This is a genomic window from Burkholderia sp. AU45274, assembly GCF_030482505.1.
Taxonomy (GTDB): Bacteria; Pseudomonadota; Gammaproteobacteria; order Burkholderiales; family Burkholderiaceae; genus Burkholderia.
The window spans coordinates 386,867-411,597 of the sequence record NZ_JAUJQE010000002.1 but is presented as its reverse complement, the minus strand read 5'-3'; the positions used below and the strand labels follow the sequence as shown (position 1 = coordinate 411,597).

Genomic DNA, 24,731 nt, shown 5'->3' with positions numbered 1-24,731 from the left:
CTTCGGGCCTGCCGGCCCCCGCCGCGATTTCAGCAGGCAGATCATCCACGACATGACGGAAACCGTAGCACTCAAGATCGTACAGCGCATCGCCACCGAACTGTCCGTCCAGCCGCGCCAGGTCGCGGCGGCCGTGCAACTCCTCGACGAAGGCTCGACCGTTCCGTTCATTGCCCGGTACCGCAAGGAAGTGACCGGCAACCTGGACGACACGCAGTTGCGCCAGCTCGAGGAACGCCTCCTGTATCTGCGCGAACTCGAGGATCGCCGTGCGTCGATCCTGTCGAGCATCGACGAACAGGGCAAGCTGACCGACGAACTGCGCGCCGCGATCGACGCGGCCGACAGCAAGCAGGTGCTCGAAGACCTTTATCTGCCGTACAAGCCGAAGCGTCGCACGCGTGCGCAGATCGCCCGCGAAGCCGGCCTCGAGCCGCTCGCCCAGGCGCTCCTCGCGAACCCGCTGCTCGACCCGCAGGCCGAGGCAGCCGCGTACGTCGACGCCGACAAGGGCGTCGCCGACATCAAGGCCGCGCTCGACGGCGCGCGCGACATCCTGTCCGAACAGTTCGGCGAGACGGCCGAGCTGCTCGGCAAGCTGCGCGACTATCTGCACAACCAGGGTGTCGTGTCGTCGGCCGTCGTCGAGGGCAAGGAAAACGAGGAAGGCGAGAAATTCCGCGACTATTACGACTACGCGGAAACGATCAAGACCGTGCCGTCGCACCGCGCCCTCGCGCTGTTCCGCGGCCGCAACGCGGGCGTGCTGACGGTCAAGCTCGGGCTCGGCGAAGAACTCGACGCGCAGGTGCCGCATCCCGGCGAGGCGATGATCGCGCGCCATTTCGGCATCGCGAACCAGAACCGCCCGGCCGACAAGTGGCTGTCCGACGTATGCCGCTGGTGCTGGCGCGTGAAGGTGCAGCCGCACATCGAGAACGAGCTGCTCACGCAATTGCGCGAAACGGCCGAAACGGAAGCGATCCGCGTGTTCGCACGCAACCTGAACGACCTCCTGCTGGCCGCGCCGGCCGGCCCGAAGGCCGTGATCGGTCTCGACCCCGGCCTGCGCACGGGTGTGAAGGTCGCGGTCGTCGACCGCACCGGCAAGGTGCTCGCGACCGACACGATCTACCCGCACGAGCCGCGCCGCGACTGGGATGGCTCGATCGCGAAACTCGCACGCATCGCCGCGCAGACGCAGGCCGAGCTGATCAGCATCGGCAACGGCACGGCGTCACGTGAAACCGACAAGCTCGCGGGCGAACTGATCGCGAAACACCCGGAGCTGCGCCTGCAGAAGATCGTCGTGTCGGAAGCCGGCGCTTCGGTCTATTCGGCATCCGAGCTGGCCGCGAAGGAATTCCCGGAGCTCGACGTGTCGCTGCGCGGCGCCGTCTCGATTGCACGCCGCCTGCAGGATCCGCTCGCCGAGCTCGTGAAGATCGAGCCGAAGGCCATCGGCGTCGGCCAGTACCAGCACGACGTGAACCAGCGCGAACTCGCCCGCTCGCTCGACGCGGTCGTCGAGGACTGCGTGAACGCGGTCGGCGTCGACGCGAACACCGCGTCGGCCCCGCTGCTCGCCCGCGTATCGGGCCTGAACGCGACGCTCGCGCGCAACATCGTCGACTACCGCGATGCGAACGGCCCGTTCCCGTCGCGCGAGCACCTGCGCAAGGTGCCGCGCCTCGGCGACAAGACCTTCGAGCAGGCCGCAGGCTTCCTGCGCATCAACGGCGGCGAGAATCCGCTCGACCGCTCGTCGGTGCACCCGGAAGCGTATCCGGTCGTCGAGCGGATGCTCGCGAAGATCAGCAAGCGCATCGACGACGTGCTCGGCAACCGGGAAGCGCTGTCGGGCCTGTCCCCGACGGAATTTGTTGACGACCGTTTCGGTCTGCCGACCGTGCGCGACATCCTGTCCGAACTGGAGAAGCCGGGCCGTGATCCGCGCCCCGAATTCAAGACCGCGACGTTCCGCGAAGGCGTCGAAAAGGTGTCGGATCTCGTGCCCGGCATGACGCTCGAAGGCGTCGTGACGAACGTCGCCGCGTTCGGCGCGTTCGTTGACATCGGCGTCCACCAGGACGGCCTCGTCCACGTATCCGCGATGTCGACCAAGTTCATCAAGGATCCGCACGAAGTCGTGAAGGCCGGCCAGGTCGTCAAGGTGAAGGTGATTGACGTCGACGTGAAGCGCCAGCGCATCGCGCTGACGATGCGCCTCGACGACGACGCGGCGGCGCCCGGCATGTCGTCGCGCGGCGGCCAGGATCGCGGCAACGCGGGGCGCGGCGCGGCCCGCCCGCAGCAGCGTTCGCGCGAGCCGGAACCGGCAGGCGCGATGGCCGCGGCATTCGCGAAGCTGAAGCGCTGAGCACCCGCAAGCCCCTGCGCGACAGATAAAAAAGCCCGCCGAAAGGCGGGCTTTTTTACGACTTCGGCAAACACGGCGCGCGGCCCGACGGCCTACGCGCCACACCTTGTGTCAGATCTCGATCTTCGTCCCGAGTTCGACCACGCGGTTTGCGGGGATCGAGAAGAAGTCGGTCGGCTTCGCGGCATTCTGGTGCATCCAGGCGAACACGCGCTCGCGCCAGATCGACATCCCGGGCAGATGCGTCGGCACGACCGTTTCGCGCGCGAGGAAGAACGACGTGTCCATCAGCTCGAACGTCATGTCGTGCGTGCGGCCGAATTCCTCGAGCACGGCCTTCACGTCCGGCGTCTCGTTGAAGCCGTACTCGGCCTTGACGATATACAGCCCGCCGCCCGCATCACGCGAGGACTGACGCTTGTCGTCGCGCACGTAAGGAAAGTCGCGCGTGACGAACGTGAGGAAAATGGTGCGCTCGTGCAGCACCTTGTTGTGCTTCAGGTTGTGCAGCAGGCTGACGGGCACGAGCTTGTCGTTGCCGGTCAGGTAGATCGCGGTACCCGACACGCGATGCGGCGGATGCGCGAGCAGCCCCTGCAGGAACGGCTCGAGCGGGATACCGTCGGCCGCCGTGCGCTCCTTGACGATGTGACGCCCCTTGTACCAGGTCATCAGCAGGAAGAACAGCAGCGCGCCGATGCCGAGCGGCAACCAGCCGCCCTGCGCGACCTTCAGCAGGTTCGCGCCGAAGAAGCCGAGGTCGACTGCGAGAAACACCGCGATGATCGCGCCGACCAGCAGCCGGTTCCAGTTCCACACCTTCACCATCACGACCGCGGCGAGCACGGTCGTGATCACCATCGTCGCAGTCACCGCGATACCGTACGCGGCCGCGAGGTTGTCGGAGCTCTTGAAGCCGATGACGATGCAGAGGATCACGAACAGCAGCAGCCAGTTCACGACCGGCACGTAGATCTGGCCGATCGCGAGTTCCGACGTGTGCAGCACCTTCATGCGCGGCACGTAGCCGAGCTGGATGGCCTGCGACGTCAGCGAATACGCGCCCGAGATCACCGCCTGCGATGCGATCACGGTCGCGACCGTCGACAGCACGACGAGCGGCAGCAGCCCCCATTCGGGTGCCAGCAGGAAGAACGGGTTCTCGATCGCCTTCGGGTTCTGGATCAGCAGCGCGCCCTGGCCGAAGTAGTTCAGCACGAGCGACGGCATCACGAGCCCGTAGGCGGCGATGCGGATCGGCTTCGCGCCGAAGTGGCCCATGTCCGCGTAGAGCGCTTCCGCACCGGTCAGCACCAGCACGACCGAGCCGAGCACGACGTACGCCTGCAGCAGGTGATCGGCCATGAACGACGCCGCGTAATACGGGTTGATGGCGGCCATGATGCCCGGCACGCGCACGATGTGGTACACGCCGAGTGCCGCGATCACGACGAACCACAGCACCATGATCGGGCCGAACAGCTTCCCGACCAGCGCGGTCCCGTGACGCTGGATCCAGAACAGCGCGATCAGGATCACGATCGTGATCGGCAGCACGAGATGGGACAGGTGTGGTGTCGCGATTTCGAGACCTTCGACCGCCGACATCACCGAGATCGCCGGCGTGATCACCGCGTCCCCGTAGAACATGCACGCGCCGAAGATCCCGAGCGCCATCAGCGCGCCCGCGACGCGGGTCTTCGAGTCGAGCGGCCGCAATGACAGCGCCATCAGCGCGAGCACGCCGCCTTCGCCGTTGTTGTCCGCGCGCATCACGAACAGCAGGTACTTGATGCCGACCACCAGGATGATTGCCCAGAACAGCAGCGAGATCACGCCGAGAATCGATCCTTCGGTGAGCGGAATGCCGTGTGCGGGGCTGAACGCCTCCTTGAGCGAATACAGCGGGCTGGTGCCGATGTCGCCGAACACGACGCCGATGGCTGCTATCGCTAGCGCCCGCATCGAGTGTTGTTGCGTCGAATGCGGCGCGTGTGCTGCGTCGGTCGCGTGGATCGTGTCGTTCATATGAAGCGTAATAATCGGGTCCGGGTCGGACAAAACGAGCGCTATTCTACTCGCGCCCCCGTGAAACGCCGCCCTGCTCTGTTGCCTTGTCACCACGTGATCCACGCTGCGCATGCAATCCGGCGCGAGCTGTGGCAGGGCTGCCAATCATAGCCGGGGCAGCGGCGCCTGCCTACCGGATCCACGGTTCGCGCGGTGCCGGCAAGGATGGCGCCCCAATGAAAAACGGCGCCGCAAGCGGCGCCGTACAAGGCTTTTCGTCGATTGGCCGGCCGCTTATGCGCCCGAGCCGTCGCGCTGCGCGCGACCGCGCTTGATCCACGCCTCGAGGTTGTGCGGGCGAACCGTGTCCCACTCCTCGAACGGCTGATGAATCCACGGATTCGTCGGCAGGAACTGCGTGTGATAGTCGGGCTTGACCTTCGAGCAACCCTTGTACCAGAGCACGGCCGAGCGCACGGCCGTCACCGACGGATAGCGCTCCTTCAGATGCTCCTGCACGCGCGCAAGCGTGACGCCCGAATCGACGAGATCGTCGACCAGCAGCACGTTGCCCGCCAGGTTGCCGCGCGTCATCGTGATGTACTGCGCGATGTCGAGGTCGCCCTGCTCCGTGCCGGCCGCTTCACGGTACGAACTCGTCGCGAGGATCGCGAGCGGCACGTCGTAGATACGCGACAGTTGATCGCCGACGCGCAGACCGCCGCGCGCAAGGCACAGGATCTGGTCGAACTTCCAGCCCGATGCATGCACCTGGAGCGCGAGCAGCTCGATGAGACGGTGATACTCGTCCCAGCCTACCCACAGGTTCTTGTCGTCGTTGCGCGGATCGGTCATCAAGTCTGCCGCCGTCATCGTGATTTGCTGCGTCATCTGAAAATTACACCTTGAACGGATGGCGGAGCAGGATCGTTTCGTCGCGGTCCGGACCCGTCGACACCATGTCGACCGGCACGCCAGCCACTTCCTGGACGCGGGTCAGGTAAGCCTGCGCGTTCGCCGGCAGTGCTTCCCACGTCTTGATGCCGACCGTGCTTTCCTTCCAGCCGGCAAACGTTTCGTATACCGGCTCGCAACGTGCCACGTCAGCGGCGCCGCGCGGCAGGATGTCCACATCCTTGCCGTCGATCTTGTAGCCGACGCACAGCTTGACTTCGTCGAGGCCGTCGAGCACGTCGAGTTTCGTCATGCACAGGCCCGACACGCCGTTGATCTGGATCGAGCGGCGCAGCGCGGCTGCGTCGAGCCAGCCGGTGCGGCGCGGACGGCCGGTGACCGAACCGAATTCCTTGCCGACGTTGGCGAGCGTGACGCCAACCTGGTCCTGACGCTGCGGATTGTCCGCATCGTACAGTTCGCTCGGGAACGGGCCCGAGCCGACGCGCGTGCAATAGGCCTTCGTGATGCCGAGGATGTAGTTGAGCTTCTGCGGACCCACGCCCGCGCCAGCCGATGCCGCACCTGCGACGCAGTTGCTCGACGTGACGAACGGATAGGTGCCGTGGTCGATGTCGAGCAGCGTGCCTTGTGCGCCTTCGAACAGCAGGTTCTGGCCCGCATTGTTCGCGTCGTACAGGCGGCGCGACACGTCGGCCACCATCGGCTTCAGGCGGTCTGCATAGCCCAGCATCGTGTCGAGCGTGGCCTGGAAATCGACAGCCGCGCCGCCCAGGTACTGGGTCAGCACGAAGTTGTGGAAATCGAGGTTTTCACGCAGGCGGTCAGCGAAGGTCTTCGCGTCGAACAGGTCCTGCACGCGCAGCGCGCGGCGGCCGACCTTGTCTTCGTACGCGGGGCCGATGCCGCGGCCCGTCGTGCCGATCTTGCCCGCGCCCTTGCGCGCTTCGCGCGCCTGGTCGATCGCGATGTGGTACGGCAGGATCAGCGTCGTGGCTTCGGAAATGAACAAGCGATCGCGCACGTTCACGCCCGCTTCTTCCAGCTCGCCGATTTCCTTGAACAGTGCTTCGGGGGACAGGACGACGCCGTTGCCGATGTAGCAGGCGACGCCTTCACGCATGATGCCCGACGGAATGAGGCGCAAGATCGTTTTCTTGCCGCCGATGATGAGGGTGTGGCCGGCGTTGTGACCGCCCTGGAAACGCACGACGCCCTGAGCGTGGTCCGTCAGCCAGTCGACGATCTTGCCCTTGCCTTCATCACCCCATTGCGTTCCCACGACGACGACATTGCGCCCGGGAGTCACGTTCACTGCGCTGGCAGACATGTTGATTCGTTAGCTGGTTAAAAACGTATTCTACCTATGTTCGCGGGCGATTCCGAATTTTTCCGTTTCGCTTCAACGATATGCACGCCGAAGCACGTCCCGCGAACGCCTGTTTATCGGGGTTCGACCACCCATGCGCCGTTGCGCTCGACGAGCGAACGGTCGCATGCGAACTCGTCGAGCACATGATCGTGGCCCGGCAGCGCCTGGATCACGACCTCACCCGCATCGCGCAGCGCCGCGACGGCCGCGCTCAGCGCGTCGTCCTGCGCCCACGGCGCGAGAATCGCGGTGCCGCGCGCCTCGACCGGCGAAATCCGCGCGAGCTCACGCAGGTCGAGCGAGAAGCCCGTAGCGGGACGGGCGCGGCCGTACGCCTGGCCGACGTGGTCGTAGCGGCCGCCCCGCGCGATCGCGTTCGGCACGCCGTCGATGTAGGCGCTGAACATCGCACCGCTGTGATATGCATAGCCGCGCAGGTCGCCGAGATCGATCGCCACTTCGGCACCTTTCGCCTGTGCCGCGAGCTGCGCCAGATCGTCGAGCGCCCGCGTGATTTCGGGCAGCACCGGCAAGCGTGTGCGCGCCTCGGCGAGCACGCTTGCGTCGCCATAGAGATGCGGCAGCGCGCGCAGCGCGGCGCGCGTATCGGCGCCGAGATCGTCGGTGAGCTCGTTCAGCAGCGGCACGTCCTTGCCCGACAGCGCGTCGTACAGCGACTCGCCGCGCTCGGCGGCCTGCGCATCGCGCGCCAGCAGCGCCGCGAGCACGCCCGCGTGGCCGAGGTCGAGACGAATGCGCGACAGGCCCGCGAGATGCAGCGCGTCGAGCATCAGCTGCTGGATCTCGAGGTCGGCTTCCAGCCCGGCATGCCCGTAGATTTCGGCGCCGATCTGGATCTGCTCGCGCGTCGCGTGCAGGCCGCGCGGACGCGTATGCATCACGTGGCCCGCATAGCAGAGGCGCGTCACGCCCTGGCGGTTCAACAGGTGCGCGTCGATCCGCGCGACCTGCGGCGTGATGTCCGCACGCAGGCCGAGGGTGCGACCCGACAGCTGGTCGACCAGCTTGAAGGTGCGCAGGCGCAGATCTGCACCGCCGCTCGTCAGCAGCGATTCGAGATACTCGAGCAGCGGCGGCATCACCATTTCGTAGCCATACGAACGGAAGCGGTCGAGCAGCCTGCGGCGCAGCTCCTCGATCTTGCGCGCTTCCGACGGCAGTACGTCGGCGATATTCTCGGGAAGTAACCAGGTCGACATCGGTACGGTCCTACGACGGGAAACAGCGCGCGACACGCGCGCCGCGATATGAATCGGAAATTCTGAATTCGGGCGGGACGAACGGCGGATAAGCCGTCCGGATCAAGTCTGCGGTCAGGTCGCGAGCAGCAGCAGTATGAGCCCGAGCACCATCACGATCAGCCCGCCGATCCGGATATGATGCGGCGGCCGCTCAGCTATTCTACGAAACGTGTCGCGCCAGGCGACGGGAAACACGAAGGGGAACGCCCCCTCGATGATCAGCATCAGCGCTACTGCGAGCAACAACGAGCCAGCCAGGTCCATGCGAGCGACGGCGCCGCTCGACGCGGCGCCCCAAGGTCAGTGTTTGCGGGGAGCAGGCGCCGCCGGTGCGGCACCGCCCGTCGGGCTGCGCATGAAGCGGAAGAACTCGCTGTCGGGGTCGACGACGATGATGTCGTTGCGCTTGAACGTGTTCCGGTAAGCCTGCAGGCTCGCGTAGAACTGGTAGAACTGCGGATCGCGGCCGAACGCGTCGGCGGCAATCGTCGCGGCCTTCGCGTCGCCCTCGCCCTTGATCGTCTGCGCGGACTTGTACGCGTTCGCGAGCACGGCCTGCTGTTCGCGTTCGGCGTCCGCCTTGATCTGCTCGACGTCGGCCGCGCCTTGCGCACGCACCTGCGCCGCCTGATCGCGCAGCGCGCCGATCATCCGCTGATAGACGACATCGGTCTGCGCGGCCGGCAAGTCGACGCGCGTCAGCTGGACGTCGACCACGTCGACGCCGAAACCGGACGCCTTCGCCTTCACTTCGTCGCGGGCCGCATCGGCGATCGCACGCTGGCCGCCGAGCGCGTCGTCGAGCGCGCGCTTGCCGAACGCGTCACCGAGTGCGCTCTTCAGCGCGCCGGCGAGACGATCGCCGGCTGCCGACGGGTCACCGCCCGTCGTCGTGAAATACTTCATCGGATCGCTGATCCGGTACTTCACCGCGTAGGCGACGAGCAGGTCGCGCTTGTCTTCCGTTGCCAGTTGCAGCGGATCCGACGACTCGAGCGATTGCAGGCGCGTGTCGATCAGCGTGGCCGTCTGCAGCGGCGGCGGCAATTTGAAATGGATGCCAGGGCCCGCCAGTTCGGGTTGCGCGCCATCGCGCCCCGACAGCACGGCCGCATGGCGCGGATCGACGGTAAGGACGGTCGACGATGCCGCGAAGGCAACGATCACGATTGCGACGACGAGCGCAATGATTCGGTTCATGTTCTGCGCTCCCGTTACTTCAGATCGTCTTCGCGCGACCGGCTGCGAAACGCCTCGCGCGATCGCAGCACGTCGGTGCCCGACGCCGCCACGGCCGACGCCGCACTCGCGGGCGCCGCCGCAGCCGGCGCGGCAGCCGCCGGTGCCGACGCGGCGTCGGGTGCAGATGCGCCCGTGGACGTCGCGGCGTTTTGTCGCCCCTGCTCGACGAGCTTGTCGAGCGGCAGATACACGACGCTGTTGCCGCCCTTGTTGCCGACGAACACCTTCGTCGAATTCGAATAGATTTCTTGCATCGTCTCGAGATACATCCGCTCGCGGATCACCGCAGGCGCCTTCGAGTACTGCGCATAGACCTGCTTGAAGCGATCGGCATCGCCTTCGGCTTCCGTGACCACGCGATCGGCATACGCTTTCGCTTCGTCGACCAGCTTCGCCGCATCGCCCTGCGCCTTCGGCAGCAGGTCGTTTGCATATGCTTGCGCGGCGCGCTTCGCGGCCTCGCGCTCATCACGCGCCTTCGCGACTTCACCGTACGCGGCCTGCGTCTGCTCGGGCGCCGCAACGCTCTGCATCGTGACGGCCGTCACCTCGAGCCCCGACTGGTAGCGATCGAGATCGCGCTGGATCGCGGCGGAGAGCTGCTCGCGCAGCGCGTCGCGGTCCTGGTTCAGCACGTCGGCCGCGCTGCGCGTGCCGACGATCGCACGTACCGCGGCCTGGGCGGCCTGCGAGACGCTGCGCTCGGGGTCGACACTGCGGAACAGGTAATCGGTCGCGGAACGGATGCGGTACTGGACGATGAAGCGCACGTCGACGATATCGGCGTCGCGCGTCAGCATCGCCGCTTCCTTCACGTTCGCGAGACGCACGACGTTGTTGCGGCCGATTTCGATCGAGCGGACCTGCGACGTATCGACGATCTCGTGCGACGCGAACGGATAAGGCGCACGCCAGTGCACGCCCTGGCCGACCGTGCCCGACAGCTTGCCGAGCTGGAGCACGACGCCCGTCTGCCCTTCCTGCACGACGAACAGCCCGCTGCCCGCGTAGACCGCGACCAGCACGCCGATCACGATGCCGACGCCGACGCGCGCGGCTCGCCCGTTGTCAGGACGGAAGCCGTTGCCGCCCTTGCCGCCGAACAGGCCGTTCAGCCGCCGGTTGAAGTTGCGCCACATCTCGTCGAGATCGGGCGGACCATCGCCGTCGCCGCCTTGCGGACGCTTCGATTCGTTCGGGCGGGGACGGGATCCGTCTTTGCCATTGCCTTCGCCGCGTCCCCAGCGGGGATCGTTGATCGACAGCAAGGCGCGCATCCGCCGCCAGGTACTCCGCTCGTTGTATTCGTTCACCAGAGTTTGTTCACCAGATTAGACGCCGACGAACCGGCCGGGACCGGTTAGCGCCCGTGTTCGGAAATCGTGTGGTCTTCGTGTGGTTCAGCGGGGGCGCCGTCGAGCGCGCCGTTGGGTAACGTCGCGCTGGAAAGGTGTTCCGCGGAGGCGATTTCGGCGATGGCGGCACGCAACGCGTCAAGACCCTGACCGGTGCGCGCGCTCAAAAAGACGCGCGAAATATTACCATACTCGTCCCGCTCGACCGCGTCGCCGCGGGCCGCCAGCTCAGGCACGGCGTCGATCTTGTTGAACACCAGCACCTGGCGGATCGTGTCCGCGCCGATCTCGTGCAGCACGCCATTGACCTGCTCGATCTGTTCAAGCCTGACCGCGCTCGACGCATCGACCACGTGCAGCAGCAGATCCGCGTGGATCGTTTCCTCGAGGGTCGCGCGGAACGCGGCGACCAGCTGGTGAGGCAACTCGCGAATGAACCCGACCGTATCCGACACGACGATCTGGCCGACCTCGTCGCCGAGGTACACGCGCCGCGACGTCGTATCGAGCGTGGCGAACAGCTGGTCGGCCGCGTAGGCCTGCGCTTTCGTCAGCGCATTGAACAGCGTCGACTTGCCCGCGTTCGTATAGCCGACGAGCGACACCGACATCGTGCCGCTGCGCGCGCGCTGGCGGCGTTGCGTGCTGTGTTGCCGACGCAGCCGGTCGAGCCGCGACTTCAGCATCTTGATGCGTTCGCCGATCAGCCGGCGGTCGGTTTCGAGCTGGGTTTCACCGGGGCCGCGCAGGCCGATACCACCCTTCTGCCGCTCAAGGTGGGTCCATGCGCGAATGAGCCGCGTCGACAGGTACTGAAGCTGCGCGAGCTCGACCTGCAGCTTGCCTTCGTGGCTGCGGGCACGCTGGGCAAAGATGTCGAGGATGAGGCTGGTGCGATCGACCACGCGCCTGTTAAGTGCCTGCTCCAGATTACGTTGCTGGGCCGGCGCCAATGCGTGGTTGAAGATGACGATTTCGACGTTGTGCGCGTCGCAGGCGAGCCGGAGTTCTTCGGCTTTGCCGCTGCCGATGAACATCTTGGCATCGGGACTGGAGCGACGACCCGTGAGGGTGACTGCGGGACGGGCCCCCGCACTGGAGGCGAGAAGACTGAGTTCTTCGAGACTGGCTTCGAAATCGGTCTTGCCGAAATCGATGCCGACGAGCGCTGCGTTGATCAAATTTTCAGGTGTCAAGATAAGGCGGCTGGCATCGGTCGCTCGCGGCGACCGGATGCCGGCCGCTGCGATAGGTTAGGACGAGGCTTCCGCGTCCGGGTGGAAATTCACCGGGCGCGCCGGCACGACCGTCGAGATGGCGTGCTTGTACACCATCTGGGTCACCGTATTACGGAGCAACACGACGTACTGGTCGAACGATTCAATGTTCCCTTGAAGCTTGATGCCGTTGACGAGGTAGATCGAAACGGGAACGTGCTCTTTGCGCAGTGCGTTCAAAAACGGGTCTTGTAACAATTGCCCTTTGTTGCTCATGGCGTACTCCATCTTTTTTTGCAGGTTGATCTGGACTGGCGGCGAAGAAAAAGAGATCCGGCGCCAATCGCTACACTATAGCCGATTTTGCCTGGCCCGCCCGGGGCATAGGCCTTGCGGCCAACCCCTTGCGTGACGCGTGTAACAGACGTCTTCAGCTCTTGTCCGCGTACGGATTGTTCGACGAACGGAACTCTATGCGCAATGGAGTCCCTGTCAGCGAGAAAGTTTCGCGGAACCGGTTTTCCAGGTAACGCTTGTACGTTTCCGTCACGGCGTCGAGCGCGTTACCGTGGATGACGATGATCGGCGGATTCTGGCCGCCCTGGTGCGCGTAGCGCAGCTTCGGACGCACCGGGCCGCGACGGCGCGGCTGCTGGAATTCGACCGCCTCGATCAGCGCGCGCGTGAGCTTCGGCGTCGGCAGCTTCGCCATCGCCGCCGCGTACGCGTCGTCGACCGAGCGCATCAGCGTGCCGATGCCCGTCTTCTTCGTCGCCGAAATGAAGTGCGATTTCGCGAAGTCGAGGAATTTCAGCTTGCGGGTCAAATCCGCTTTCGCGCGATCGCGCGCATGCTCGTCGAGCCCGTCCCACTTGTTGACGCCGATCACGAGCGCGCGGCCCTGTTCGACGACGAAGCCGGCGATGTGTGCGTCCTGGTCGGAAATGTCCTGCTGCGCATCCAGCAGAAGAATGACCACGTTGGCGTCGGAGATCGACTGCAGCGTCTTCACGACCGAGAACTTCTCGATCGCCTCGAACACCTTGCCGCGGCGGCGCAGGCCGGCCGTGTCGATCAGCGTGTATTTCTTGCCGTTACGCTCGAAGTCGACGTAGATCGAATCGCGCGTCGTGCCCGGCATGTCGAACGCGATCACGCGATCCTCGCCGATCAGCGCGTTCACGAGCGTCGACTTGCCGACGTTCGGGCGGCCGACGATCGCGATCTTGATGCCGCGCGAAGGATCGTTCTCGTCCTCTTCCTCCGGACGGTCCGCATAGGCGACATCCAGCGCCTCGTTGATCATGTCGGTGACGCCGTCACCGTGCGCAGCCGAGATCGCGCGCGGATCGCCGAGCCCGAGCTCGTAGAAGTCCGTCGCGACCGCCGTGTACTTCATCCCCTCGGCCTTGTTGACGACGAGGAAGATCGGCCGGCCGGTCTTGCGCAGGTAGTCGGCGATCGACTTGTCCTGCGGCGCGAGGCCGTTGCGGCCGTCGACGATGAACACGACGATGTCGGCTTCCTCGACGGCCTGCCGCGTCTGGCGTGCCATCTCGTGCAGGATGCCGTCCTTCGCGACGGGCTCGAAGCCGCCCGTGTCGACGACCAGGTACGGCCGCTCGCCGACGCGCCCTTCGCCATAATGGCGATCGCGCGTCAGGCCCGGCAAGTCGGCGACCAGCGCATCGCGCGAGCGCGTGAGCCGGTTGAACAGCGTGGATTTCCCCACATTGGGGCGCCCAACGAGGGCAATGACCGGTTTCATCTGTGTTTTCTACGGTGAAGCGCAGCAGCGGGAGGCCCGCTGCTGCGGGCGGCTGCGCTGAATGAAAATATCACGAATTCGCGCCGCGCCGGATGCGCGCGCCTGGCGCGCGTTGCACGCCATCGTCTTTCGTCTCGAACTGCCTTTCAAATACCGAGCGGCCGGGAGCACCGGCCGCCTTCAAGTCACGCGGCCGCGGCGCACGGGACCAGCCCGTCGCGCCGCGGCCGCGCATGTTTCCTGCGCGTCAGCGCGGACGGAATCCGTACAGGCCGCCGTCCTTCGTCTGCACGACGAGCGTATTGCCCGCGAGGACCGGCGCCGCCGTAATCGCGCTGCCGTCGGTCTTCATCCGTGCGATGAAGCTGCCGTCTTCGCGCGACAGGAAGTGCACGAAGCCCTTGTAGTCGCCCAACACGACCGCATGCCCGAGCAGATACGGCACGCCGACGTCACGGCTCTTCAGCTTGTCGTTGCGCCACAGCTGGTTGCCCGACGCAGCGTCGTACGCGGTCACGACCGACCAGTCGTCGCCGCCGGCGACCACCGAATCGTCCTGCGCGAGGCCGCTGCGGCTCGAGAACGCCTTTTCCCACAGCGGGCGGCCCGAGTTCGCATCGAAGCAGCCAAGCTGCCCCTGGAACGTCACCGCGCAGGCTTCCGCGCCCACGAGCGTCGGCGGACCGCTGACGTCGTTGATGCGCTCGACCTCGGTCACGCCCTTCGGGAACGATACCGGCGTCTGCCAGAACGGCTCGCCCGTCTGCAGGTTGATCGCGACCAGCCCGCCGCCGGGGAAGCCCGCCAGCACCGCCGCGTCACCCGCGAACGTCATGCCGGCCGACACGCGCAGGTTCAGCGGCACCGCACGGTTGCGGTAGTTCCACTTCTGCTCGCCCGTCTGCGCATTGAACGCGATCACCTGGCCGTCGATCGTGCGGACGACCACGAGGCCGTTGCCGACGAGCGGCGGCGAGAAGATCTCGCCCTGCACGGTGGTCTTCCACAGTTGCTTGCCGTCCGGGCCGAGCACGAACACGCCGCCCTTCAGCGCGCCGACCGCGGTCAGGTTGCCATCGCTGCCGACACCGGCCGACAGGTCGGAGCCGACCTTCGCGCGCCAGAGCGTCTGGCCCGTCTTCGCGTCGATCTTCTCGACCGAACCGTTCTCGCCCGCTGCATAGACGGCGTCGCCCACGGCCACCGGCGAGAACAGGTAGCGCCCGCCCTTGCCGACGCTCGCCTTCCAGACCTGTTGCACGTCCATCACGGGCTTGAACTCGGTGAGCGGCGTCGGCACGCGGCGCGCGTCCTTCGACGACGAGCAGGCCGCCAGTGCGAGGACAGCCGCCGCGCAGGCAACGGGCACAGCGTAACGTTTCAGCAAATTCATCGGTTAGCGAAGCAGAGTTAAGAGGTTGAGGGGACCGGGGTTCAGCCGCCGAGCGCGTCCAGCTTGAACTGCACGAGCTGACGCGCAGACTGGTCGTCCTTCGACAGGCCGTCGAGCGCGAGCTTGTACGCCGCGCGCGCATCGTCGGTCTTGCCTTGCGCGGCAAGCAGATCGCCGCGGCGATCGGCCACGAGGCCCTTGAATGCATCGACCGGCGTACCCGACAGCAGCGCGAGGCCCGCATCGTACGCCTTCTCGTCGAGCAGCAGCGACGCGAGACGCAGCTTCGCGATCTGCTTGTACTCGTCATCCTTGGCGTGATCGACGGCCCATTGCAGCTGTGCCTTCGCACCGGCCGAGTCGCCGGCTGCGTACAGCGTCTTCGCAGCGGAAAGTGCAGTCATCTGCGCATACGGCGTGCTGCCGAACTTGTCTTCCATGTCGGCGGCCGCGCGAGCGATCGTCGCCTTGTCGTTCGCGGCGGCGGCCTTCTGGACCTGTTCGTACAGCCCGGACGCCTCGGCAGCCTGACGGCGCTGCCAGTAGTTCCAGCCGTTGAAACCGGCCGCGACGACGAGCGCCGCGAGCACGATCCACGTGGTGAGGTTGCCCCAGCGGGCCCACCACGCCTTGACACTTTCAATCGATTCTTGTTCGTCGTGGTAACTCATCGGCGAGCGATTCCTTCCTGTTCAGGCTTTTCTTGTCGAGCGGATGCCAGCGCGATCAGTCGTCGCCGTCTTCGGCGGATGCAACCATCGCATTGATTAGGAATTCGGTCAAGCCTTCGACCGGTACGGTCTGCTGAACGTTCTTTTCCCCGTCTCCGCCCGCACCGCGCAGCGCTTTCACGCCCACCGTGCCGTTTGCGACCTCTTCTTCACCGAAGATCACCGCGAACGCGGCGCCGCTTGCGTCGGCCCGTTTCATCTGCGACTTGAAGCTCGCCGGCGCGCCGTCGGCGCTGCAGTGGAAGATCACGTCGAGGCCCGTGTCGCGCAGGCGCTCGGCCGCGATGAACGCCTGTTCACGCGCGGTCTCGCCCTGGTGCACGACGTACACGTCGACGCCTTCCTGCTCGGGTGCGAGATCCTCTTCCTTCAGCAGCTCGAGGATCCGCTCGATGCCCATCGCCCAGCCGCACGCGGCGGTCGGCTTGCCGCCGAGCTGCTCGATCAGCGGATCGTAGCGGCCGCCGGCTGCGACCGTGCCCTGCGCGCCGAGCTTGTCGGTGACCCACTCGAACACGGTCAGGTTGTAGTAGTCCAGGCCACGCACGAGACGCGGGTTGATCTTGAACGGAATGTTGTTCGCGAGCAGCAGGCGCTGCAGCCCTTCGAAGTGCGCGCGCGACTCGTCGCCGAGGAAGTCGATCAGCTTCGGCGCGTTCTGCGCGATTTCCTGCAGCGCGGGGTTCTTCGTGTCGAGCACGCGCAGCGGGTTCGTATACAGGCGGCGCTTCGCATCCTCGTCGAGCACGTCGGCGAACTGCTCGAGGTACTTGATCAGTTCGACGCGATGCGCGGCACGCTCTTCGGCAAGGCCGAGCGAATTGATCTCGAGCTTGATGCCGGTCAGGCCGAGGTCGTCCCACAGGCGCTGGCACATCATGATGATCTCGGCGTCCGCATCAGGGCCCGCGAAGCCGAGCGCCTCGACGCCGACCTGGTGGAACTGACGATAGCGGCCGCGCTGCGGACGCTCGTGACGGAACATCGGGCCGATGTACCACAGGCGCTTCGGGCCGTCGTACAGCATGTTGTGCTCGATCGACGCGCGCACGACGGCCGCGGTATTTTCCGGGCGCATCGTCAGGTTCTCGCCGTTCAGCGCGTCGGTGAAGCTGTACATCTCTTTTTCGACGATGTCGGTGACCTCACCGATGCCGCGCGTGAAGAGCTGCGTGTGCTCGACGATCGGCGTGCGGATGTTCTGGTAACCGTAGGCGCGCAGCAGCGATTTCACCGTGGCTTCGAAGAACTCCCAAAGGCCGGCATCCTGCGGAAGGATGTCGTTCATGCCCTTGACGCCGGTGAGCTTCTCGATCTTGCGTTTTTGTTCAGTCATCGTGTGTGTGGACGAATTAGTTCGTGGCCTCAGCGCGGCCGTAGTTGCGTTCGACGTAGTCGCTGACGATCTGCTGGAATTCCTCGGCGATCCGCTCGCCGCGCAGCGTCTTGACCTTCTCGCCGTCGATGAAGACCGGCGCGGCCGGGTTCTCGCCCGAGCCCGGCAGGCTGATGCCGATGTTCGCGTGCTTCGATTCGCCCGGGCCGTTGACGATGCAGCCCATCACCGCGACGTTCATTTTCTCGACGCCCGGATACGCCTTGCGCCAGACCGGCATCTGTTCGCGCAGGTAGGTCTGGATCTGCATCGCGAGTTCCTGGAACAGCGTGCTCGTCGTACGGCCGCAGCCCGGGCACGCGATCACCATCGGTGCGAACGAGCGCAGGCCCATCGTCTGCAGGATTTCCTGGCCGACGATCACTTCGCCCGTGCGCGACGCGCCCGGTTCCGGCGTCAGCGAGATACGGATCGTGTCGCCGATCCCTTCCTGCAGCAGCACGCCGAGTGCCGCCGTCGACGCGACGATGCCCTTCGAGCCCATGCCGGCCTCGGTCAGCCCGAGGTGCAGCGCAAAGCCGCAGCGGCGGCTGAGTTCGCGATACACGGCGATCAGGTCCTGCACGCCGCTGACCTTGCACGACAGAATGATGCGGTTGCGGCCGAGGCCCAGCTCGACCGCACGCTCCGCCGAGCCGATCGCCGACTGGATCAGCGCCTCGTACATCACGCTCTGCGCATCCCACGGCTGCGAACGCGCACCGTTCTCGTCCATCATGCGCGCGAGCAGGTCCTGGTCGAGACTGCCCCAGTTCACGCCGATCCGCACCGGCTTGTCGTACTTGGCCGCCGCCTCGATCATCTGCGCGAACTGCGTATCGCGCTTCGCACCCTGGCCGACGTTGCCCGGGTTGATCCGGTACTTCGACAGCGACTCGGCGCAGCCCGGGTAGTCACGCAGCAGCAGGTGGCCGTTGTAGTGGAAATCGCCGACGAGCGGCACGGTCACGCCCATGCGATCGAGCTGCTCGCGGATCGCCGGCACGGCGGCCGCGGCCTCGGGCGTGTTGACCGTGATGCGCACCAGTTCGGAACCCGCGTTCGCGAGTTCCTTGATCTGGATTGCCGTGCCGATCGCGTCGGCCGTGTCGGTATTCGTCATCGACTGCACGCGCACCGGCGCGTCGCCGCCGATCGTCACGAGCTGCCCGCCCCAGCGGACATCCACCGCATGCGATACGCGGCGCGGCTGGTGCCCGCCGAACACCGGCTCGGTTGAACAAATCTGACTGCTGCGTGGGGATTGAGCTTCGGATTGCATCGATAGATCCATTTACGCGGAATGCGCCGCGACGCGGCGCATGAATTGAAAAAGCGCCGTGCCCTCGCGGCCTGCCGATATCGACGACAGGCCTTCGCCACGGCGCTTGACGTCAGGGCAACGTGAACCGCGCCACATTACCCCGCGCTGCCGAATATTTTGCCGGATCGACAGGTTTTCCGTCGAACGCGATCGCGTCGAGGCCCGCCTTGTTGCCGATCGTGACCTTGAACGGACCGTCGCCGGCGACCTGCTTCGCCTCGCCGCCGTGCACCAGCCCGGAGAACAGCTCCTTGCCGCTCTTGTCGCGCACGCTGAACCAGCTGTCCTGCTTGACCTTCAGTTCGATCATCGACTGGCCGGCCGCCACCGCGACGCTCGCCGGCTGGGCCGGCGCGGCGGTGCTTGCCGCCGACGTTGCCACGACGGGCTGCGATGCGGCTGCCGTCACGACCGGCGCCACGGGCGCAGGCGCCGGAGCAGCCGACGCAACTGCCGGCGCCGGGGCTGCAGACGCAGCAGCCGGGGCCGGAACCTCATTCGCGACTGCCGCAGACGCACCGCTCGAAACCGCCCCTTCGACGGATGACGACGATGCCGCCGGCGCGCTCGCGGCCGACGCATGCTCCGCATCGCCGCTCTTGAAGCGCGCGAGCAGGCTCGACGAATCGCCGCCAGTGTGCCACATCAGTACGGCAACCACCGCGACGACGACGATCCCCGTGCCCCAGAGCCACGGGTGATGCCGCGACGACCCGCCCAGCGGAATCGACACGCGACCGCGCGGCAGATCCGTGCCCGACGACGCGGGCATCGACAGGTCGACTTCCGGCACCCCGCGCTCACGGCGCAACGCCTGCGCGAACGGTTCCGGATCGACGCCGAGCATCTTCGCGTAGCTGCGCACGACACCGAGCGCGAACGTCACGCCGGGCAAATGGCTGATGTCACCGGCCTCGAGCGCCCGCAGCTTCTGCGGTGCGACCTTGAGTCGCGCCGACACGTCGTCGACGGTCCAACCCCGCGTCTCCCGAAGCTGCGCCAGTCGGCTGCCGACTGCCGCAAGCGATTCCAACCCTGCCGGTGCCGGCTTCGCGCCATTCGTCTCTGCGCCGTTAGACGGCTGCGGCTCACTCATCCTTGTCCTCGCGTCGATTCTTCTTCACTGGCGGCCGCCGCCGGTTCCCGCCGGCCGGCACCCGCAACTGTCCATACCATGCGCGACGCCGAGGCGCCGCGACCGATCGCTATTCGCGTGTTGTACCGCTTAAAGGCCCTGGCATCCCCGGCCAGGCATCCCTGTCAAATCGCCCGAACTTCGATGATTTTTCCTGCTGCGCCCGTCCGTTCCGCGAGGCGCGTGCGGTCCTTCACTGCGCCGGCCAGCTGGCCGCACGCGGCATCGATGTCGTCGCCGCGCGTCTTGCGCACGGTCGTGACGACACCCGCGTCGATGAGGACCTGTGCAAAGCGCTTGATCTGCTCCGGCTTCGAGCGGATGAGGCCCGATTCCGGAAACGGATTGAACGGGATCAGATTGAACTTGCACGGCACGTCGCGTGTGACGGCCAGCAGTTCGCGTGCATGCGCTTCGGTGTCGTTGACGCCGTCCAGCATGCAGTATTCGAAAGTGATGAAGTCGCGCGGCGCGACTTTCAGATAACGCTGGCAAGCCGCCATCAGCTCGCGCAGCGGATACTTCTTGTTGAGCGGCACCAGCTCGTCGCGCAGCGGATCGTTCGGCGCGTGCAGCGACACGGCCAGCGCGACCGGCAGCTCGGCGCCGAGGCGGTCCATCATCGGCACCACGCCGGACGTCGACAGCGTGACGCGGCGGCGCGACAGGCCGTACGCGTTGTCGTCGAGCATCAGCCGCATCGCCGGCACGACCGCGCTGTAATTCAGCAGCGGCTCGCCCATGCCCATCATCACCACGTTGGTGACGACCCGTTCGGCCTTGCCGTTCGGGCCGGGCGCGCGGCCCAGGGACGCTCGCAACGCAAATTCGGCCATCCGGAGCTGGCCGATGATTTCAGCTGTCGACAGATTGCGGGAAAAGCCCTGCTTGCCCGTCGAACAGAAGCGGCAGTTGACCGCACACCCGGCCTGCGACGACACGCACAGCGTGCCGCGCGTCTCTTCCGGGATGAACACGGTTTCGACCGCATTGCCGTTTCCGACGTCGATCAGCCACTTGCGCGTGCCGTCGGCGGAAACGTGATCGCTGGCGATCTCGGGCATGCCGATCGACGCGCGGCCCTTGAGTTTTTCTCTCAAGGACTTCGCGAGATCGGTCATGCCGTCGAAGTCGCCAGCGTTGTACTGGTGGATCCAGCGCTGCAACTGCTTGGCGCGGAACGGCTTCTCGCCGAGGCTGCCGCAGTACGCGACAAGACCCTCGGCATCGAAGTCGAGAAGATTGACGGAAGTTTCGCTCGTCATGATGTGCTGCCTTGCCGCGTGCGCTGAATCCTGCCTACTTGCTGCCAGCCAGGGCTTAGCGCGAGTAAACGTTCATTTCCGGGAAGAAGAACGCGATTTCGACCGCTGCCGTTTCAGCAGCGTCCGAGCCGTGCACGGCGTTCGCGTCGATGCTGTCGGCGAAGTCGGCGCGGATCGTGCCCTTTTCTGCCTTCTTCGGATCCGTTGCGCCCATCAGGTCGCGGTTCTTCAGGATCGCGCCTTCACCTTCCAGAACCTGGATCATCACCGGGCCCGAGATCATGAAATCGACGAGGTCCTTGAAGAACGGACGCGCTGCGTGAACCGCGTAGAACTTCTCTGCGTCAGCACGCGACAGGTGTGCCATGCGCGATGCGACGATCTTCAGGCCGGCGCCTTCGAAACGGCTGTAGATCTGGCCGATCACGTTCTTTGCCACCGCATCCGGCTTGATGATCGACAGGGTGCGCTCGATTGCCATAAAAACTCCAAAAAATTAAGAAGTTACAGGTTCAAATGAATCCGCTATTGTAGCACGATCCCGTGTATCATTGCGATTGAACCCTTACACACGTGAAAGGTTCCGAATCCATATGTTTTGTGCCGCCTGGCCATTGAAACCTCCCGGCACGGAACGTATCTTAGCCATAGCTGCTCCGGTTTGCTGCGCCGCACACCGCGTGTGCCGAACCGGCCCCGGACGCCCACGCGTTCAATGTTAGGAGAAACCATGAACGACTATCCGTACAATTTCGGCCGCGGCGGTTCCGTCAGCACCGCCGAGGTTCGCAACCGCGTGCTGCGGAACACGTACTGGCTGCTCGCGCTGTCGATGGTGCCGACCGTGCTGGGCGCCTGGGTCGGCGTCGCGACGGGCTTCTCGCTGTTCGCGGCCACGAGCCCGATGATGAGCCTGCTCGCGTTCTTCGCGATCGCGTTCGGCTTCATGTTCGCGATCGAGCGGACCAAAAACAGCGCAGCGGGCGTATTCGTGCTGCTCGGCTTCACGTTCTTCATGGGCCTGATGCTGTCGCGGTTGCTGAGCTTCATCCTCGGCTTCTCGAACGGCCCGTCGTTGATCATGCTCGCGTTCGGCGGCACCGGCATCATCTTCGCCGCGATGGCGACGATCGCCACCGTCAGCAAGCGTGACTTCTCGGGGCTCGGCAAGTGGCTGTTCATGGGCGTGATCGTGATCCTGCTCGCATCGGTCGCGAACATCTTCCTGCAACTCCCCGCGCTGATGCTCACCGTGTCGGTGCTCGCGATCGCGATCTTCTCCGCCTACATGCTGTTCGACGTCCAGCGCGTCGTGAACGGCGGCGAGACGAACTACATCTCGGCCACGCTCGCGATCTACCTCGACCTGTACAACGTGTTCACGAACCTGCTCGCACTGCTCGGCATCTTCGGCGGCAACCGCAACTGACGTTCGCTACACGCCATGAAAAAACCGGCCCGCGGGCCGGTTTTTTTACGTCCGCCGCCTGACTCAGTCGCGCTCGAACAGCGCGATCGATTCGACGTGCGACGTATTCGGGAACATGTTCACGACACCGGCGCCCTTCAGGCGGTAGCCGGCCTCGTGCACGAGCAGGCCTGCGTCGCGCGCCAGCGTCGACGGGTTGCACGACACGTACACGATGCGCTTCGGCAGCGGACCTTCGCCGCTCTGCGCGATCTCGGCCAGCGCCTTCGACACCGCGAGCGCGCCTTCGCGCGGCGGGTCGATCAGGAACTTGTCGAATGCGCCGAGCGCACGCATGTCGTCGCCCGTCACTTCGAACAGGTTCCGGCATGCGAACGTCGTGTGGCCGTCGACACCGTTCTCGCGCGCATTCGCCAGCGCGCGCGTCGTCAGCGTATCGCTGCCTTCGATGCCCATCACCTCGCGCGACAGCCGCGCGAGCGGCAGCGTGAAGTTGCCGATCCCGCAGAACAGGTCGAGCACGCGGTCGTCGCGCGACGGCGCGAGCAGGCGCAGCGCGCGGCCCACCAGCACGCGGTTGATCTGATGGTTGACCTGCGTGAAATCGGTCGGCTTGAACGGCATGCGGATGCCGAATTCCGGCAGCGTGTAGTCGAGCGACACGTCGAGCGGATAGAACGGCGTCACCGTGTCCGGCCCTTTCGGCTGCAGCCAGAACTGCACCTTGTGCTCGTCCGCGAACGCGCGCAGCAGCGCTTCGTCGTCCGCGTTGATCGGCTCCAGCACGCGCAGCACGAGCGCCGTGACTTCCGAACCGACCGCGAGCTCGATCTGCGGCATCCGATCGCGGATCGACAACCCCTCGACCAGCCGGCGCAGCGGCACGAGCATCGCCGACACGTGCGGCGGCAGCACTTCGCAGCTCGTCATGTCGGCGACGTAGCTGCTCTTCTTCTCGTGGAACCCGACCAGCACGCCGCCCTTCTTCGCGACGTTGCGCACGGTCAGGCGGGCGCGGTAGCGATAACCCCACGACGGGCCGTGAATCGGCGCGAACATCGTTTCCGCGCGCAGCTTCGCCAGGTGCCACAGATTGTCTTCGAGCACGCGCTGCTTGACCGCCACCTGCGCACGCATGTCGAGATGCTGCATCGAGCAGCCGCCGCAGGTGCCGAAGAACGCGCATTTCGGCTTCGTGCGCATCACGCTCGGGCGCAGAATGTCGACGACCGTCGCCTGCTCGTAGCTCGGCTTGCGGCGGAAGCTCGAATAGGTCACGCGCTCGCCCGGCAGCGCGCCCTCGACGAAGATGACCTTGCCCGGTTCGCCGTCCTCGGTGATCGTGCGGCCGACACCGCGCGCTTCCATGTCGAGCGATTCGATCTCGAGGACCGGGGCGATTCCGGGCGCGACGGGCGCGTTTCTTGATTTGCGCGCAGAAGTGGGGGCGGCTTCGGACACCAGCTTTTCCTGACAAACGTTGAAGAAGGCGAGATTGTAGACGACGCGGGCCCGCATCGCCCGCTTTGCATGCGCCAAGCGCCGATACTTAAGCATAGACGGCCCGGGATGGCGCCGGAACGGCCGGACAGGCGGGCCCGAGAGCGCCAGCGGCCACGTGGACCGCGGCGCCGACTCAGGTACGCCCTGGCTCGAGATCCGCCCGACAGGAGATTCGACCATGCAACTGATCGACTGGAACATCCAATGGGGTCGGGACGCGGACGGCATCGTCGATCTGTCGCGTACCGTCGCGGCGATCCGCGCGCTCGGCGACTTCGACGTGCTGTGCCTGCAGGAAGTCACGCGCGGCTTTGGCGCACTGCCCGGGCGGCCCGGCGCCGACCAGTTCGCCGAACTCGCGGCGCTGCTGCCCGGATATACGATCGTCGACGCGATCGGTGCCGACTTGCCGCCCATTGAAACCGGCGCACCGCGCCGCCAGTTCGGCAACGCAATCGCGACCCGCCTGCCGGTCGGGCGCGTGCTCCGCCAGTTGCTGCCGTGGCCGGCCGACGCCGGCGCGCCGTCGATGCCGCGCGTCGCGCTCGACGTCGAGTTGCAGACGCCCTTCGGGCCACTGCGGGTGGTCACCACGCATCTGGAATATTATTCGGCGCGCCAGCGGCTCGCCCAGGTCGACGCATTGCGCGACCGGCACCGCGAGGCCTGCGCGCATGCGGCACGACCGGCGCCCGCCGAAACCGCCGAGGGGCCGTTCAGCGCAACCGGCCAGCCATGCGATGCGATCGTCTGCGGCGACTTCAACAGCGCGTTCGGCAGTGACGCCTATTGCCGACTCCTGGAGCCGATCCCGGACGCGCCGTGCTTCATCGACACATGGGTCGCGCGACACCCGGGCCGCATGCCACCGCCGACGGCGGGTGTCTACGACACGGTGCAATGGTCGGAGGGGCCGCTCGCGTGCGATTTCGTGTTCGTGACCGATACGCTGCTGCCGCGCGTTACGCGCTGTGAAATCGACGGCGACGTGCGCGCGTCCGATCACCAGCCGGTGCTGCTCGACCTGGCATGATCGCGCCGCCGGCCGCAGCGCA

General features: G+C 65.9%; 21 protein-coding genes. 3 read left to right on the top strand and 18 right to left on the bottom strand.

Annotated features, from left to right (window positions below):
* Positions 1-52: 52 nt before the first annotated feature.
* Positions 53-2,380 carry a Tex family protein gene (locus QZM35_RS10695; RefSeq protein ID WP_089425554.1) on the top strand — a complete coding sequence of 776 codons (2,328 nt, stop codon included), beginning with the start codon at positions 53-55 and terminating at the stop codon, positions 2,378-2,380.
* Positions 2,381-2,491: 111 nt separating this feature from the next.
* On the opposite strand, the gene QZM35_RS10690 is transcribed toward QZM35_RS10695, so the two are convergent.
* From QZM35_RS10690 to ndk, 17 genes are all read right to left on the bottom strand, one after another.
* Positions 2,492-4,408 carry a potassium transporter Kup gene (locus tag QZM35_RS10690; protein ID WP_069248096.1) on the bottom strand — a complete coding sequence of 639 codons (1,917 nt, stop codon included), beginning with the start codon at positions 4,406-4,408 and terminating at the stop codon, positions 2,492-2,494.
* Positions 4,409-4,684: 276 nt separating this feature from the next.
* Complete coding sequence (locus tag QZM35_RS10685) at positions 4,685-5,281, bottom strand: phosphoribosyltransferase (protein WP_011352251.1); 597 nt, start codon at positions 5,279-5,281, stop codon at positions 4,685-4,687.
* Between the two features lie 7 nt (positions 5,282-5,288).
* A complete protein-coding gene (locus QZM35_RS10680) occupies positions 5,289-6,635 on the bottom strand; it encodes an adenylosuccinate synthase (RefSeq protein ID WP_039360238.1) in 1,347 nt (448 codons plus the stop codon).
* Positions 6,636-6,748: 113 nt separating this feature from the next.
* The gene (locus QZM35_RS10675; protein ID WP_011352253.1) at positions 6,749-7,897 is read right to left on the bottom strand and encodes an ATP phosphoribosyltransferase regulatory subunit; all 1,149 of its coding nucleotides are present in this window, start codon (positions 7,895-7,897) and stop codon (positions 6,749-6,751) included.
* Between the two features lie 114 nt (positions 7,898-8,011).
* Positions 8,012-8,203, bottom strand: a complete 192-nt coding sequence (locus tag QZM35_RS10670; protein ID WP_011352254.1) for a DUF2065 domain-containing protein — start codon at positions 8,201-8,203, stop codon at positions 8,012-8,014.
* A 36-nt stretch (positions 8,204-8,239) separates the two neighbouring features.
* Positions 8,240-9,139 (bottom strand): protease modulator HflC, encoded by a 900-nt coding sequence (gene hflC, locus QZM35_RS10665; RefSeq protein ID WP_089425555.1) that lies wholly within the window; start codon positions 9,137-9,139, stop codon positions 8,240-8,242.
* A 14-nt stretch (positions 9,140-9,153) separates the two neighbouring features.
* On the bottom strand, positions 9,154-10,494 hold the full coding sequence (gene hflK, locus QZM35_RS10660; RefSeq protein WP_089425556.1) for an FtsH protease activity modulator HflK: 1,341 nt from the start codon (positions 10,492-10,494) through the stop codon (positions 9,154-9,156).
* 47 nt (positions 10,495-10,541) lie between these two features.
* Positions 10,542-11,717 (bottom strand): GTPase HflX, encoded by a 1,176-nt coding sequence (gene hflX, locus QZM35_RS10655; protein WP_174946413.1) that lies wholly within the window; start codon positions 11,715-11,717, stop codon positions 10,542-10,544.
* Between the two features lie 72 nt (positions 11,718-11,789).
* Positions 11,790-12,029, bottom strand: coding sequence for an RNA chaperone Hfq (gene hfq, locus QZM35_RS10650; protein WP_006399927.1), 240 nt, complete (start codon positions 12,027-12,029; stop codon positions 11,790-11,792).
* Positions 12,030-12,183: 154 nt separating this feature from the next.
* Entirely contained in the window at positions 12,184-13,521 is a 1,338-nt protein-coding gene (der, locus tag QZM35_RS10645; RefSeq protein ID WP_046545849.1) for a ribosome biogenesis GTPase Der, read from the bottom strand.
* 247 nt (positions 13,522-13,768) lie between these two features.
* Entirely contained in the window at positions 13,769-14,914 is a 1,146-nt protein-coding gene (bamB, locus tag QZM35_RS10640; RefSeq protein WP_089425558.1) for an outer membrane protein assembly factor BamB, read from the bottom strand.
* 41 nt (positions 14,915-14,955) lie between these two features.
* Positions 14,956-15,585, bottom strand: coding sequence for a tetratricopeptide repeat protein (locus QZM35_RS10635; RefSeq protein WP_039360256.1), 630 nt, complete (start codon positions 15,583-15,585; stop codon positions 14,956-14,958).
* A 55-nt stretch (positions 15,586-15,640) separates the two neighbouring features.
* Complete coding sequence (hisS, locus tag QZM35_RS10630; protein ID WP_039360260.1) at positions 15,641-16,981, bottom strand: histidine--tRNA ligase; 1,341 nt, start codon at positions 16,979-16,981, stop codon at positions 15,641-15,643.
* 16 nt (positions 16,982-16,997) lie between these two features.
* Positions 16,998-18,302 (bottom strand): flavodoxin-dependent (E)-4-hydroxy-3-methylbut-2-enyl-diphosphate synthase, encoded by a 1,305-nt coding sequence (gene ispG / locus QZM35_RS10625; protein ID WP_089425933.1) that lies wholly within the window; start codon positions 18,300-18,302, stop codon positions 16,998-17,000.
* 112 nt (positions 18,303-18,414) lie between these two features.
* Positions 18,415-19,440, bottom strand: a complete 1,026-nt coding sequence (locus QZM35_RS10620) for a helix-turn-helix domain-containing protein (protein WP_301775882.1) — start codon at positions 19,438-19,440, stop codon at positions 18,415-18,417.
* Positions 19,441-19,604: 164 nt separating this feature from the next.
* Entirely contained in the window at positions 19,605-20,744 is a 1,140-nt protein-coding gene (rlmN, locus tag QZM35_RS10615; protein ID WP_046545853.1) for a 23S rRNA (adenine(2503)-C(2))-methyltransferase RlmN, read from the bottom strand.
* A 55-nt stretch (positions 20,745-20,799) separates the two neighbouring features.
* Positions 20,800-21,225, bottom strand: coding sequence for a nucleoside-diphosphate kinase (gene ndk / locus QZM35_RS10610; RefSeq protein ID WP_006478674.1), 426 nt, complete (start codon positions 21,223-21,225; stop codon positions 20,800-20,802).
* A 249-nt stretch (positions 21,226-21,474) separates the two neighbouring features.
* Here ndk and QZM35_RS10605 point away from each other — a divergent pair, with 249 nt between their 5' ends.
* A complete protein-coding gene (locus QZM35_RS10605) occupies positions 21,475-22,173 on the top strand; it encodes a Bax inhibitor-1/YccA family protein (protein ID WP_006761414.1) in 699 nt (232 codons plus the stop codon).
* A 63-nt stretch (positions 22,174-22,236) separates the two neighbouring features.
* Here QZM35_RS10605 and rlmD read toward each other — a convergent pair whose 3' ends face one another.
* Positions 22,237-23,691, bottom strand: coding sequence for a 23S rRNA (uracil(1939)-C(5))-methyltransferase RlmD (gene rlmD, locus QZM35_RS10600; RefSeq protein ID WP_306427029.1), 1,455 nt, complete (start codon positions 23,689-23,691; stop codon positions 22,237-22,239).
* Positions 23,692-23,854: 163 nt separating this feature from the next.
* On the opposite strand from rlmD, the gene QZM35_RS10595 reads away from it, so the two are divergent.
* Positions 23,855-24,709 (top strand): endonuclease/exonuclease/phosphatase family protein, encoded by an 855-nt coding sequence (locus QZM35_RS10595; RefSeq protein WP_089425560.1) that lies wholly within the window; start codon positions 23,855-23,857, stop codon positions 24,707-24,709.
* Positions 24,710-24,731 lie beyond the last annotated feature (22 nt).

What these genes read in the sequence shown, in the direction of transcription:
- QZM35_RS10695 (WP_089425554.1), top strand. Translation starts at nt 53, where the DNA reads ATGACGGAAACCGTAGCACTCAAGATCGTACAGCGCATCGCCACCGAA.
- QZM35_RS10690 (WP_069248096.1), bottom strand. Translation starts at nt 4,408, where the DNA reads ATGAACGACACGATCCACGCGACCGACGCAGCACACGCGCCGCATTCG.
- QZM35_RS10685 (WP_011352251.1), bottom strand. Translation starts at nt 5,281, where the DNA reads ATGACGCAGCAAATCACGATGACGGCGGCAGACTTGATGACCGATCCG.
- QZM35_RS10680 (WP_039360238.1), bottom strand. Translation starts at nt 6,635, where the DNA reads ATGTCTGCCAGCGCAGTGAACGTGACTCCCGGGCGCAATGTCGTCGTC.
- QZM35_RS10675 (WP_011352253.1), bottom strand. Translation starts at nt 7,897, where the DNA reads ATGTCGACCTGGTTACTTCCCGAGAATATCGCCGACGTACTGCCGTCG.
- QZM35_RS10670 (WP_011352254.1), bottom strand. Translation starts at nt 8,203, where the DNA reads ATGGACCTGGCTGGCTCGTTGTTGCTCGCAGTAGCGCTGATGCTGATC.
- hflC (WP_089425555.1), bottom strand. Translation starts at nt 9,139, where the DNA reads ATGAACCGAATCATTGCGCTCGTCGTCGCAATCGTGATCGTTGCCTTC.
- hfq (WP_006399927.1), bottom strand. Translation starts at nt 12,029, where the DNA reads ATGAGCAACAAAGGGCAATTGTTACAAGACCCGTTTTTGAACGCACTG.
- der (WP_046545849.1), bottom strand. Translation starts at nt 13,521, where the DNA reads ATGAAACCGGTCATTGCCCTCGTTGGGCGCCCCAATGTGGGGAAATCC.
- bamB (WP_089425558.1), bottom strand. Translation starts at nt 14,914, where the DNA reads ATGAATTTGCTGAAACGTTACGCTGTGCCCGTTGCCTGCGCGGCGGCT.
- QZM35_RS10635 (WP_039360256.1), bottom strand. Translation starts at nt 15,585, where the DNA reads ATGAGTTACCACGACGAACAAGAATCGATTGAAAGTGTCAAGGCGTGG.
- hisS (WP_039360260.1), bottom strand. Translation starts at nt 16,981, where the DNA reads ATGACTGAACAAAAACGCAAGATCGAGAAGCTCACCGGCGTCAAGGGC.
- ispG (WP_089425933.1), bottom strand. Translation starts at nt 18,302, where the DNA reads ATGCAATCCGAAGCTCAATCCCCACGCAGCAGTCAGATTTGTTCAACC.
- QZM35_RS10620 (WP_301775882.1), bottom strand. Translation starts at nt 19,440, where the DNA reads ATGAGTGAGCCGCAGCCGTCTAACGGCGCAGAGACGAATGGCGCGAAG.
- rlmN (WP_046545853.1), bottom strand. Translation starts at nt 20,744, where the DNA reads ATGACGAGCGAAACTTCCGTCAATCTTCTCGACTTCGATGCCGAGGGT.
- ndk (WP_006478674.1), bottom strand. Translation starts at nt 21,225, where the DNA reads ATGGCAATCGAGCGCACCCTGTCGATCATCAAGCCGGATGCGGTGGCA.
- QZM35_RS10605 (WP_006761414.1), top strand. Translation starts at nt 21,475, where the DNA reads ATGAACGACTATCCGTACAATTTCGGCCGCGGCGGTTCCGTCAGCACC.
- rlmD (WP_306427029.1), bottom strand. Translation starts at nt 23,691, where the DNA reads ATGCGGGCCCGCGTCGTCTACAATCTCGCCTTCTTCAACGTTTGTCAG.
- QZM35_RS10595 (WP_089425560.1), top strand. Translation starts at nt 23,855, where the DNA reads ATGCAACTGATCGACTGGAACATCCAATGGGGTCGGGACGCGGACGGC.